The organism is Mycoplasmopsis bovirhinis, from assembly GCF_900660515.1.
GTDB classification, from domain to species: Bacteria; Bacillota_I; Bacilli_A; order Mycoplasmatales; family Metamycoplasmataceae; genus Mycoplasmopsis; species Mycoplasmopsis bovirhinis.
The window spans coordinates 511669-524373 of sequence record NZ_LR214972.1 but is presented as its reverse complement, the minus strand read 5'-3'; the positions used below and the strand labels follow the sequence as shown (position 1 = coordinate 524373).

The following is a 12705-nucleotide window of genomic DNA, read 5'->3' as shown; positions in this document are numbered from 1 at the left end:
TTGTTTATTATTAAAAAATTATTTAAGAATTTTTGTTACTGAACCAGCACCAACTGTACGTCCACCTTCACGAATTGAGAACTTAGTTCCTTCTTCAACTGCGATAGGAGCGATTAATTTAACTTTTAAGTTAACATTTTCACCTGGAATAACCATTTCACGTCCAGCTTCGAATTCAACTCCACCAGTAACGTCTGTTGTACGGAAGTAGAATTGTGGTTTATAGTTTTTGAAGAATGGTGTGTGACGTCCACCTTCTTCTTTTTTAAGTACATAAATAGCTGCTTCAAATTCTGTGTGAGGGATAATTGACCCAGGCTTTGCTAAAACTTGACCACGCTCAATTTCATCACGGTTTACACCACGAAGTAATAATCCTGCATTATCACCAGCCAAAGCTTCTTTAAGGTTTTTACGGAACATTTCAATTCCAGTAACAACTGTTTTCTTAGTAGCTTTAAGTCCAACGATTTCAACTTCATCGTTTAATTTTAAAGTTCCACGTTCTACACGTCCTGTTGCAACAGTTCCACGTCCTGTAATTGTGAAAACGTCTTCAACAGCCATTAAGAATGGTTTTTCAAATTCTTTAACTGGAGTTTCAATGTATGTATCTACAGCATCCATTAATTCCATAATTTTTTCTTCATATTTTGGATTTCCTGCTAAAGCCTCTGAAGCTGATCCACGGATAATTGGAGCATTATCTCCATCAAATCCATATTCTGAAAGAAGACCACGAATTTCTAATTCAACTAATTCGATCATTTCGTCTTCACCTTCTAACATATCAACTTTATTTAAGAAAACAACGATACGAGGAACACCAACTTGTTTAGATAAAAGAATGTGTTCACGAGTTTGAGGCATAGGACCATCTGTTGCTGCAACAACTAAGATAGCCCCATCCATTTGAGCAGCACCGGTAATCATGTTTTTAACGTAGTCAGCGTGACCTGGACAGTCTACGTGAGCATAGTGACGTTTTTCTGTTTGATACTCGATATGTGAGGTGTTAATTGTAATTCCACGTGCTCTTTCTTCTGGTGCATTATCAATAGAAGCATAATCACGAGCTTCTGATAATCCTTTTTTAGCTAAAACTGTAGCAATAGCTGCGGTTAATGTTGTTTTACCGTGGTCAACGTGTCCAATGGTTCCAACATTTACGTGTTCTTTACTACGGTCAAAATCTAATTTTGCCATGTTTTTCCTTTCTGAAATATTTATTTATTGTTTATTATAATTTTGTATTTATTGTATGTTTTAGCGCTAAAACCAACCTTAGTCTAGACTTTCAGCTAGATCCTGTCCATTTATATTTGTATTTAGCTTTAATATTTTACCAAATAATTAAAAATTAACTAACGCTAAAAGTTGTTAAGTTATTTATTATTATAACATAAAAATTTAATATACCAAATATTAGAATAATTTGGTTTTTAGGTTATTAAAATTACAATTTATTTATTATATATATAATAATAAAATTATGAAGCATAATTTTATTGTAGAAATGTTATTAGAATTGTAACAAATTATTAATCTAAGTAATAAGCGAACAATATTAAAATTTTGTTAAGAGGAATGCAAGATTAAAATAAATCCAAAACCATACTTTTTTTCAATATCCATAATATAACGCTTTGCTTTAATATATTTTTAACAAAAGAAAATATAGTAAAAGAACCTAAAGTTAGTGTTGATGAAAAAAAGAGTGATAAAAAATACAATACCACGGTTTTATAGTAATAAAGAAAATTCTGATATTATTAAAATATCTTTAAAAGATGATTCTAACAGTTTAATTATTAAACTGTTTAAAGAACTTTATAAATATACTGATGTAATAACAAGTTATAAAGAACAAATCAAAGAATTTCAAATGAAACTTTTAGACAACAATGATATTTATATCATTAATAATTGCATAGGATATGAGTTTAACTCTTATTCCACCCTTAAATTTATTGATGATGATTCTGCTTTATTAACATTCTCTTTGCACCTATTTTTGCCAGAAATAATGATTTAAGATTATAAGGACATTAAGCTGTTTTTGAAACTTTAAAAAACAGTAAAGTTAAAGTTATAAACCTCGTTTGATCTTCTAAGTCACTGTGCGGATATTTTTTAAAATTAAAAGGTTGAAATTTATTAGATTTCAAAAATATTACTACTTATAAAAATTATAACTAGTTTTATTATATTTAGAGACTAATTTATTTACCTTCTTTCTATTTTTATGTTTCCATTATTTCAAAAATTATGTAAAATATTTACACATATAGCTTGCTTTTGACATCTATATGTTATTTTATATCACAAAATTTCAAGGAGAAAATATGAATCATTCAAACTTTGACGACAAAAAATATTTAGATAAACTACATGCTTGATGAAGAGCAGCTAATTATTTATCTGTTGGTCAAATGTACCTAAGAAAAAATCCATTACTTTTAGAAGAATTAAAACCTGAAGATATTAAAATGTACCCTATTGGACATTGAGGAACAATTCCGGGGCAAAACTTAATTTATGCTCACTTAAACCGTGTTATTAATAAATATGACTTAGAAATGTTTTATATAGAAGGTCCAGGTCACGGTGGGCAAGTTATGATTTCTAACTCATATTTAGATGGAAGTTATACCGAACTATTCCCAGAAATTACTAAAGACTTGGATGGTCTTACAAAAATGTTCAAAAGATTTTCGTTCCCTGGAGGAACAGCATCACATGCTGCACCTGAAACTCCTGGTTCAATCCACGAAGGTGGAGAATTAGGATATGCACTTTCACATGCTACTGGTGCTATCTTAGATAACCCTAATATTATTGCAGCAACAGTTATTGGAGATGGAGAAGCTGAAACTGGTCCTTTGGCTGCTGGTTGATTCGCTACTTCGTTTATTAACCCAGTAAATGATGGTGCTGTATTACCAATTTTACACATTAATGGTGGTAAAATCTCAAACCCAACAATTTTTGCTAGAAAATCAAATAGAGAGATTGCGAGCATGCTCGCGGGATATGGTTGAGAAGCTATTTTCGTTGAAGCTAACGTAAATGATCAAGTAGGAATCCATGTTCAAATGGCTAAACAATTTGATTTAGCAATTGAAAAAATTAAAAGAATTCAAAAAGAAGCAAGGTTAAGACCTGCCGAAGAAGCTAAAAAACCAATTTGGCCAGTTCTTATTGTTAGAACACCTAAGGGTTGAACACAACCTAACAAAATTAATGGTTTAACTTATGAAGGAAGTTTTAGAGCTCATCAAGTGCCATTACCTGTTACATCAGAAAATCCAAAAATGATGGATGAATTAAAAACATGATTAATGTCATACCGCCCTCATGAATTATTTAATAAAGATGGTTCATTTAAAGCAGAATTTGCTGAAATTGCACCTAAAGGATTTAAGAGAATGGGAATGCACCCAGTTGCTAATGGTGGAGTAGATGCTAAACCTCTTAACTTTGGAAACTGAGAAGATTTTGCTCTTAAATTTGAAAAACCAGGAGAAATCAAAGGGCAAGACATGGTTACAGCTGGAACATGATTTGCTGACATGATTAAACGTAATCCAACAAACTTCCGTGCTTTTGGACCAGATGAAACTAAATCAAATAGATTATTTGATATTTTTAAAGTTACAAACAGACAATGAATGGAAAAAATCGACCCTGAATTAGACGAATTTTTAAGTCCAGCTGGTAGATTAATTGATTCTCAACTATCTGAACACCAAGCTGAAGGATTCTTAGAAGGTTATGTACTAACTGGCCGTCATGGATTCTTTGCATCATATGAATCATTTTTAAGAGTAGTTGACTCAATGCTTACACAACACATGAAATGAGTTGTTAAAGCTCGTAAAATTAACTGAAGAAAAGATTATCCTTCATTAAATATTATTGCTACTTCAACAGCTTTCCAACAAGATCATAACGGTTATACACATCAAGATCCAGGGATCTTAGGACACTTAGCTGATAAACGTCCAGAATTAATCCGTGAATATTTACCGGCAGACTCAAATACTTTATTAGCTGTTTTAGATAAAGCGTTTAGAGAAAGAGATGTTATTAACTTAATTGTTGCTTCAAAACAACCAAGAGAACAATTCTACTCTGTTTCAGAAGCTAAAGAATTAGTTGAAAAAGGATATAAAATTATTGACTGAGCTTCAACGACTAAACCTGGCGAAGAACCTGACCTAGTAGTAGTTGCTTCAGGAACAGAACCAAACTTAGAGGCTTTAGCTACAGTTTCAATTTTAAATAAACATTTCCCAAATCTAAAAATCAGATTTGTTAATGTTGTTGATTTATTAAGATTAAGACACCAAAGCATTGATCCTCGTGGTTTATCAGATGCTGAATTTAACAGTGTATTTACAACTAATAGACCAATTATTTTTGCATTCCATGGATTTGAAGGATTAATTAGAGATATCTTCTTCTCACGTCAAAACCATAACTTATTTATTCATGGTTACAGAGAACATGGTGATATTACCACTTCATTTGACATTCGTTTAATGTCAGAAATGGACAGATTCCACATCTCACAAACAGCTGCTAGGGCCGTATATGGGGAAAAAGCAAATGACTTTGTTGCTTTAATGGATCAAAAAATTGCTTACCACAATAAATACATTAAAGAAGTTGGAATTGATATTGATGAAGTAAGATACTGAAAATGAGAAGGTGTTACTAGAAAGTAAATATCTAAAAACTATCTGCTTCTAGATAGTTTTTTCTAAATTATTTTATATAATATATATAGATTTAGGAGAAAAATGAAATTTACAATTAAAAATATTAAAGTTGAAGGAAACGAATGAATCAAGATTCAAAATGAATCATTAAAATTTCTAGAAAGCCAGAAGCAAAAAGTTAACCAACAAGCAATTTTAGATTTTGCTTCTAATGGTTATGTACAAGTTAGTGTTAATAATGAATTCCATGCTCTATCGCAAAAAATTAACGACTTTGAGTTTTATTTCCGACCAATAGTTTTAAATAAAACTATTGATATTACTAAATTAAGTTTTGATTTAAAATCATATTACTTAGATAAAGAAGATGTAAAAGATTTCAAATCTGATGCTTATAAATTGCTTCCTTTTAATTTAAGACCTAATTACCAATTAGAAATTGCTGATTTTATTGAAAAATATGTTTCTAATTTTAAATTTAAAAGAGCAAAAAATAATGGCGAAGTAATTGAACATTTGGAGCTCGCATTATTAGAAATTAAAGATTTAAAAAACGAGACTCAGCCTCAAAAATTAGAATTAGTAGCTTCAAAAGAAGTTCCACAAGAAAATTTAGAATACCTTCTTTTAGATAAGAAAAAAGGGGAGATATTTGTCTTTGAACCAAATAAAGAATTTAAATTAGAAATAACTATTTTAGATACTTTTAAATTTGTATCAGAACCAATTACAGATTTAAATGCGTCGCAAATTGGAATTGCTGACCTTAAAACTTTAAAAGACGTTAAAAACTATATTCATGAATCACTGATGCAACAAATTATTAGTGAAGCTTTATTTGAATACGGGTTTCGAGTAATTGATGCTATTAGACAAAGTAACACAGAAATAGAACTTCCAGAAGAATTAATTCAAAGTGATATTGAAGGATTTAACTTCGCCCCTGATTTTGAAGGTAATAAGTATGAAATAGTAAAAAACTCAATTCTCAATTATTTTTGATTTAATTATGTAGCTAAAACATTTGATATGTCAATTACTAATGATGAATTAGATTATGAAATTAAAAGAGTTCAATCATTTATGAATGTACCTAATCAATCACAAATTGATGTTCGTAGAGCAGCTGACGCTGTTTTAATGAAAAAATTAGCTTATAAACTATTAAAAGAACAAAAAAATACTTTCATAAAAACATTTAAAAAATACATTATTTTTAAAGAACAAAAGCAATAAAAAATATCTACTGTTTAAACTTTCAAATTTTTTTGGACAATTGTACCTTCCTCAACCCACCATTTTGCTAAGCCGAAAGGAACTGTTAGGGAAGGTTTTTTATCTTATTCTTTTATACTTATATCAATTTATAAATTCTTTATTTTTTTGATACTTCAGTAAAAATAAATGTCCAATAACAACTATTTTAGTACCAATATAAATACCTTTAAAACTGAACTAATTTTATTAAAAAAATGGTATAAATTATTTATGAAAATAATACATAACTTAGCAAGGCATAAAAACTTGACAAAATACGAATTAAAAAAACAACAATCTTTGAAATTGATTGCTGAAAATATTGAAAAATCTTTATCTTATCTTAGTTTAATTACAAACCTTAGTGTGTTAACTGTAAAAAGATATAAAAAAGCTATAAAAAGTAATCGAGAAATTGTTATCTCTCATAAAAATAAAAACCAACAAAGAAACTGCAAAGTTAGTGATTTAGAAATTGAATTAGAATTTAAAAAATGTTTAAAAACATGTGAATTTATTTTAAACAGCGCTTTAACAAATAACCAACTTACCTTTAAAACTTATTATTATTCTGAATATGGTTCTGATATAAGGGCAAAAATTTCTTACAAAACTTTAGTCAAAAGATTTAACCAATTAGGTTTATTTAATATACATACAACCAAAAGAGGAAGAAGAATTGCAAGATTATCCAAGAAAAAAACTTCACAAGAGATAACATTACTACTAAAAAATTATTATCAACAAATTAAACAAAATGAAAAACAAAGACAAGTTTTGAATCTAAAGAAAAATTTAAATTTCAGTGAAATTGTTGAGATTTATGCACAACTTGAGCCATATTTAAAAAACAATAAACCATTATATCTTTACCATGCAATTGATGTGGCAACAGGAACATTGTTAGCAGTATGATTTGAAGAACAAGAAACAACTTTGGGATATCAAAGGCTCCTAGAAATAGTATTTAAAAAATATGGATTTCCAAAGAAAATTTATACTGATAAAAGAAGATGTTTTTGAGGAAGCGAAAACGCACAAACAATTTTTGAAAAAGTTTTAAATAAAAAAGGAATAGAAGTAATAAGTTCCTCTAATCCCAAGCATAAACCTCATGTGGAAAGATCTTTTAGAACATCATCAGACCAATATCCATTAGTAATTCATGAAAATGGATATAAAGGTCTTGATGACTTAAAGAAAAATAACGAAATATTTCAAAATTATTATAATATCAGGAATAAAAAATTAATTTCTAAGCATAATGTCTTCCAAAAAGAAGGAAAGAAAAACGGCAATTAAGCCGTTGATTTGAGATTAACAGAAAAGTTTTAAATGGTGTTGTGAGATACCAAGGTAAAAACTTAGCTGCCCTTGATATGAATAACAAAAGAATTATGTTTCCATATAATTCTGATGTTGTTTTAGTACACTCTTCGGATGATAACTTGTATTTTAAATATAATTATAAAAAATATTTTGCTAAAGAACCAAACGGAAAATATTTAAGCGCTACAGAAATGTGAGCTCTTGAAAAAGGGGTAGATTATTCTATACCTGCCGTAGGAAAACTAGCATTTATTTATAAACAAACAAATTCATTTTTTAAAACTCTGGAGCTATACATCTCCAAATTTAATAGTGTCTTTGGGAATGTACAAGGTAATAACCTTGAAGCCAATAATATTATGGCTGAGTATTTAGAAATACTTCATACATTACACAGAAGCATCAATGATGAAATTAAAACTGATGCATATTAATTTTAATACTTTTTAGTAAAAATAAAAATAGAAAACACATTAGTGTTTTCTGGCTAGTTTTGCTTACTTTTTAAAAAGTAAGGCCCCCTTGATCGCAATCAAGGGCGGGGGGGGTTAAAAATCTTTTTATTTAAGTTTGTATTTTTCTAGATAGCTAAATTATCTTGATTATTATGTCCTAGTTTTCAATCAATAAAAACATCAAAAATATATAAATTTATCAATTTAGTCTCCAAAGAAATAAAAAAATTTTTTGTTGTGTTTTTGCTGTCTTTTTACAACAAGTTGCACTTAAATATAAAAAATAATTGAAACAAACATTCAAATGTTACAAATTAAAAAACTAGTTCAAAAAAATAGTTATTCTACACTCCAGTGTTACACTTTTTTTAATCCTATTTCATCAATTATGTTCATTGATATTTTATACTAGTCTATCCTTTGCCCTTGTGTAGTAATTTAAAACAATACTATTAATATATAAATAATACATTTTCATATATTAAAGTATATAATTTAATAGATAAATTATGGAGACAGTTTGGATATGCCAGTTTTAAAAATTAAAAGTAAATACGAACGAGATAACAGTGATAAAAGTAATAGTTTCTTAGAATTAGTATTTAATGGATATTCAAATACAATCATTATTGCTTTAACAACTATAATAATCATATTAGTAATTAGTCTTATTTTAATTAAATATTATTCCATTAAAAAAAGTAAACTACCATTTGCACATATATTTAATATTTTGAACAAAAAACTGTGGATTTTTTTGTTCAAAATAAAATAAAACTTAATGAAAACTATTTTAATAATCTTGAGTTAGTATTAAAGAAATATAATAAATTTATTAATGAGGTTTATTTAAAGAAAAAAAGAAAAGTTTCTTTTCTAACAGTTTTAATTATACTATGTATAGTAATTTTAAGTGTTTTTAGCATGATTTTTTTCACAGAAATATCTACTCAATTTTATTTAGTAAGGTTAATTTCAATATTTACCATTGTTATCATTTTGACAACAAATGCTTTTATGCAACTTAAAATGAATAATAATAAGTTTTTTATTGAATCAAATTATTATAAAGAATTGTTAACTTCATGAAAGCAAGTTAATGATAGTTTGCCTGGTACTAGAGAATTTGGCGAAATTTATAAGCATTTCATATATAAGTTTAAAGAAAAAAATATAAAGCTAGTTATTAATCAAGGAAACAAGAAAATAAAACTAAAGGTTAATACTAATTATCAAACATGGGATAAAAGCATTTTCAAAACAAAGGAAGAATGAATTTACTTTTTGAATGTTCTTCCCTGAAATTTAATTAATGATAAAAAGGAACAAAATTATGAAATTTAAGAAAGCATTTATTTCTCATTCTAATATTGTGCCAAATAATGAGGAGATTAAAGTTTTAGATTTAAAATTAGATCAAAAACAAATCTAGATATTTAAAGATGTCATGAGAATAGTTTTTGAAACTCCACAAAGTCAAAACAATGTTAGAAATCTATTATTATCAAAAACTGATAAAAAAACAAATGATTTAAAATTAAAGTTTATAAATAAAGTTATTGATAATATTGCTGCAAAAAAACCTGATTTAAATTTAAAATCACTTTATGGTGATATAGATTTACTTAATAAATATAACTTTAAACTTTCAAAATCCACTAAAAGAAATAATTTTAAGAATTCTAACACTAAACCTAAGGAAAATAAAGTTCCAAAGCAACTTTTGACTTCTTATAATACATTTATAAATGAAGATCGAGGATCTTCAAAAGTTCTTAATTTATTGTTTGAAGAATTACAAAAAACAAATCAGGAATCAAGCAAATTATATGACGCACTTTTAGAAGCTGAAGAAATTTCAAGCAAATACCAAATTGCAATAGTAGCAGTAAATGCTTCATCTCTGCTTTTTGACATAATCGGATTTGCAAAAAAATGAATAGGTTTATTATCTATTCCATCAGGAATAATATCAAATATACTTAGTGATATAAAAGATGGGTATAATACAGAAATTAAATTACTCAGAAAGTCTTTAAATTTGGCTGATTATTTATATCAAACAAACCCAATTGAAAGTAATATTGACAAAATTAAAATAATTATAGATTCGCTAAACGCTTTTATACCTGTAATTAGGACAAATTCAATATTTTGAAGTAAAGCACTTTCTTCAATAAGTAAAAAATGAAGTATATTTGGTTCATTCTATGATTTAAATAGTCTAATTAAATCAGGGTTTTAATTAGATAAAGAATTAAAATCGTTGGAGCGAACTACGGCATTAGTTGCGAACATTAAAAATATTTATGAACAAAACAAAAATAGATGAACTGAGTTTCAAAAACTAAATAAAATAGTTGTTATTTCTGAAACTAGGCAGATTGGTTCATATAGTAATGGTGGTACTGGTGGGACCAACATGTTCTTTAAACGTTTAATTGATGGCAAAATATTTAGCAGAAAGGAAATGCTAGCAATGAGTAAGTTTGAACTTGCTAGTTATAACTTTATTAAGGTTAAAAGAACAGTAATAAAAAATAATAAAACATATACTTATGAATATATAAGGTCTAAAAATAGCAATAAAACGCTTGACGATAATTTAGGGTAAATAATGATTTTTAATTTAATTTATATTACAAATGGATCATTATTTAGTATTTGAATTGTACTAGTGATATTTACTTATATTTATGAAAAAATAAAAGCTAAAAATTTTATTTTAGCGCACACTTATACTATGTTCAAAAATCTAAAATTCGATTCTTTTTTGAATGGCAATCACTAAAAGTTCATGATTGGTACTTTGATGCCTTAGAAAGAATTTTCAAATCTTATAATTTTGAATATAAGAAAATTATAAGATCAACATTATATTTAAAAATATGTTGCTTTATTTTAGGTACTATGCCCCTAATCATAACTAGTTCCTTTGTTAATGCCTCAGTTTGAGACCAAAGACCATATAAAACTATTTTTCTTATATTATCAATTTCTGCTGTAGTATTTGTTAAGTTTTTTTATGTTATTCAAACTATTATACAAAAGAGTAAATATGATACTATTACGGGTTTAAACCTTGCTAAAATTAATGAATGAAGAAAAACAAACAGCAAACTGGATGATAAATATTTAATTACTATTAAACAAACTCAACAACTTTATCGCAGTTTAAATGTTAAAAGCAACAAAATATTTATAACTGAAATAAAAAAACCTTGATACTTTTTTAAAGTTAATCATAATTATTCAAAAACAGGACAAGAATTTTTTTCAACTAAAGAAGAATTTATATATTTTGTGATGCTGTTGCCTTTTGATTATATAAAAATTAATTTTAAAAATATTAATTATAAAAAGTTAAGAAATATGCAATAATTTGGTTTTAAAGCTAAGAAAAAGTCGACATTAAAATATTCACTTTTTGTATGCTATATTTGACTTAATAATTAATTTTATTTAAAATTGTAAATAATTTTTTGCAGATTTTGTCTTATATTATTTTAATACTTTATCTCAAAAGTTAGCAGCAGATTCATAATATCTTTTTTTACAACATTATATTGCATTGTATAATCTTTGTTAATTAAAAGTAACCACCTAGGAAAGTTTTTTTCATAGGTGGTTTAATTAACTATAATCATTAAGCCCTGGTGTGAAAACTTTAATTTGATAGCAATCTCATGAGTGCATTTTATCGATTGCTGCAATATGAGTAGTAGTACGGTGTTCAAAAGCAGCTAAAACTGTTTCATCAAGTGATTCATTTTTATATTTAAAATAAAAATTTAGTTGCTTATCATGTCCTTTAATAGCTTCAAGCGACACCCCAGATTCTTTGGCTACCTGAAAGGTATTAGCGGTAGTATGATCTAGACCATTTATAATTAAAATTTATTTTTGGTTAAAATCTACATCTTTACATTTATCTTTTACTTCATTATACTCTTGAGGTAATTGATTAATATTATTTATTAATTGAAATATTTTATCTCCGTTCTTAATGATATTATATTTTTCCTGCTTTCAACTATTTTATTTAATGATCAACTTCTTTCTGTAGATCATAAAAGAGATTCTAACTCAGACAATTTTTCATTATTATCTGATTCCAATACTTCTATACGTGCAAGGAGTTCTTTATTTTCTTTTTTAAATATCTCACCCATTAATTTGTATTGTATCAGATCAGCATATTTAATAGATTTTTTATCTAAAAGTCGTTCTTTAAATCCTAGAAATGTGTGTGGCTGATGTTTTCGAATTACTTTTGTTGAACTAATCAGCAAATAAAACTTCAGAATAATATGATTGATATGCATCATCATCATTATTCTCTTTAGGCTTATAAAAATATGGATAATTAATAAGGTTTCTATAAGGATCATTTACCTTGCTGGCACATGAAGTTATTATTAAGGGTAAAAGAGTTATTATAAAAGAAGATAAAGTATAAAATACTTTTTTAAATTTACTGTTCATAATATGTTATATAAAATTAATTGCAATATTTTTAAATTTTTATTATATCAATCTATATATTCTTGAGCATTTTGTTAAAAGAATTTTTGTATTGTTGGATAAAAGGTATTTACTGTTATTGCTTTATTTTTGTGAAAGCAAAACATGGTTCAAGTCATAACTGTACTAGAAAACTCTAACTTTAGCGAGGGGTTGAGGGGCTTTATTATATAATTAATTGTAATGGTATTGCATCAGTAAAAAACATTATTTCCTACTCATTTGATCAATGATCAAGAAAAGTTTGAATATAAATATTTTTAGTATATGAAAATATATATCTTGATTTTTTAGATAAAAACTTCCAAAAACTTTTTTATATCTTTATCTCTTACATTTATGTCAGTACAAATATGTACTTCTTTAAATCGTTTGATTATAAATCTTTCAAAATTTTATTTGTTGAAATTTCCAAA

General features: G+C 26.7%; 12 protein-coding genes. 9 read left to right on the top strand and 3 right to left on the bottom strand.

Features of this window, described 5'->3' with window-relative positions:
- Window positions 1–18 precede the first annotated feature (18 nt).
- Window positions 19–1206 (bottom strand): elongation factor Tu, encoded by a 1188-nt coding sequence (tuf, locus tag EXC44_RS02130; protein WP_099309096.1) that lies wholly within the window; start codon window positions 1204–1206, stop codon window positions 19–21.
- A gap of 499 nt (window positions 1207–1705) precedes the next feature.
- Here tuf and EXC44_RS02125 point away from each other — a divergent pair, with 499 nt between their 5' ends.
- The 9 genes from EXC44_RS02125 (at window position 1706) to EXC44_RS02085 (ending at window position 11146) form a co-directional block, all read left to right on the top strand.
- On the top strand, window positions 1706–2035 hold the full coding sequence (locus EXC44_RS02125) for a hypothetical protein (protein WP_129621546.1): 330 nt from the start codon (window positions 1706–1708) through the stop codon (window positions 2033–2035).
- 310 nt (window positions 2036–2345) lie between these two features.
- A complete protein-coding gene (locus tag EXC44_RS02120) occupies window positions 2346–4730 on the top strand; it encodes a phosphoketolase family protein (RefSeq protein ID WP_129621544.1) in 2385 nt (794 codons plus the stop codon).
- Between the two features lie 75 nt (window positions 4731–4805).
- A complete protein-coding gene (locus tag EXC44_RS02115) occupies window positions 4806–5960 on the top strand; it encodes a trigger factor-related chaperone (protein ID WP_129621542.1) in 1155 nt (384 codons plus the stop codon).
- A 252-nt stretch (window positions 5961–6212) separates the two neighbouring features.
- The gene (locus EXC44_RS03995; RefSeq protein WP_223213749.1) at window positions 6213–7283 is read left to right on the top strand and encodes a hypothetical protein; all 1071 of its coding nucleotides are present in this window, start codon (window positions 6213–6215) and stop codon (window positions 7281–7283) included.
- 41 nt (window positions 7284–7324) lie between these two features.
- Window positions 7325–7744, top strand: a complete 420-nt coding sequence (locus EXC44_RS02105; protein WP_129621540.1) for a hypothetical protein — start codon at window positions 7325–7327, stop codon at window positions 7742–7744.
- A 1038-nt stretch (window positions 7745–8782) separates the two neighbouring features.
- A complete protein-coding gene (locus EXC44_RS02100) occupies window positions 8783–9109 on the top strand; it encodes a hypothetical protein (RefSeq protein ID WP_129621538.1) in 327 nt (108 codons plus the stop codon).
- A 103-nt stretch (window positions 9110–9212) separates the two neighbouring features.
- Window positions 9213–10010 carry a hypothetical protein gene (locus tag EXC44_RS02095; RefSeq protein WP_129621536.1) on the top strand — a complete coding sequence of 266 codons (798 nt, stop codon included), beginning with the start codon at window positions 9213–9215 and terminating at the stop codon, window positions 10008–10010.
- A gap of 21 nt (window positions 10011–10031) precedes the next feature.
- Entirely contained in the window at window positions 10032–10379 is a 348-nt protein-coding gene (locus EXC44_RS02090) for a hypothetical protein (RefSeq protein WP_129621534.1), read from the top strand.
- A gap of 296 nt (window positions 10380–10675) precedes the next feature.
- Window positions 10676–11146, top strand: a complete 471-nt coding sequence (locus EXC44_RS02085; RefSeq protein ID WP_129621532.1) for a hypothetical protein — start codon at window positions 10676–10678, stop codon at window positions 11144–11146.
- A 252-nt stretch (window positions 11147–11398) separates the two neighbouring features.
- On the opposite strand, the gene EXC44_RS02080 is transcribed toward EXC44_RS02085, so the two are convergent.
- Window positions 11399–11596: a hypothetical protein gene (locus EXC44_RS02080; protein WP_129621530.1), complete on the bottom strand. Its 198-nt coding sequence runs from the start codon at window positions 11594–11596 to the stop codon at window positions 11399–11401.
- 146 nt (window positions 11597–11742) lie between these two features.
- The gene (locus EXC44_RS02075; RefSeq protein ID WP_129621528.1) at window positions 11743–12156 is read right to left on the bottom strand and encodes a hypothetical protein; all 414 of its coding nucleotides are present in this window, start codon (window positions 12154–12156) and stop codon (window positions 11743–11745) included.
- Between the last annotated feature and the right edge of the window lie 549 nt (window positions 12157–12705).